This is a genomic window from Pontibacter sp. HJ8, assembly GCF_054824225.1.
This window is the reverse complement of the sequence record NZ_JSYF01000553.1, coordinates 1-507: the sequence shown is the minus strand read 5'-3', so window position 1 is coordinate 507 and position 507 is coordinate 1. Positions and strand designations below refer to the sequence as shown.

The window sequence follows — 507 nt, the reverse complement described above, 5'->3', positions numbered from 1 at the left end:
GCCTTTGCTTTTTAGAGAAGAACTGAAATCTAGTCCTTCAGTAACTTGAGTGTGGTGCTCTTTCCGGAAGTATCGGTGTACTTGAGGAAGTAAAGACCAGCATTTAGTCCGGCATCTCCCAGGTTAATCACCAGCTTATTATTGTCCAGCTTCAGATTCTCCTCTTTGTAAACTACTTTACCAGCCTGGTTCAGCACTACAACTTCCTGTAGTTTGATCTCTTCCGAGCCCAGATCAAGTGTAACGACATCCTTGAAAGGATTCGGATAAGCCGTTACTTTATCAAAGCTGAGTGCTGTGTCTTCTGTCGTCAAAGCTGATGTAGAAGAAACGCTCAACGTTTCTACTGTGATAGGAGACAGTCTGTTGCCGGCGATCGGTCTTTCCATCGAGCCGTCAGGTAATTGCCAGCCTACGGCCAGGTTATCGCCGCCGTTCTCTTCTTTCATCAGAGCCTCGATGTAGTAGCGCTTGCCAGCCTCCAGGGTGATCTTGGCCGACTGCTGC

At 47.9% G+C, this 507-nt stretch carries 1 protein-coding gene; it reads right to left on the bottom strand.

What is annotated here, in order from left to right; genetic code table 11:
* Positions 1-29 precede the first annotated feature (29 nt).
* On the bottom strand, positions 30-507 hold a 478-nt coding region (locus OB13_RS19315; RefSeq protein ID WP_461491823.1), incomplete at its 5' end, for a T9SS type A sorting domain-containing protein.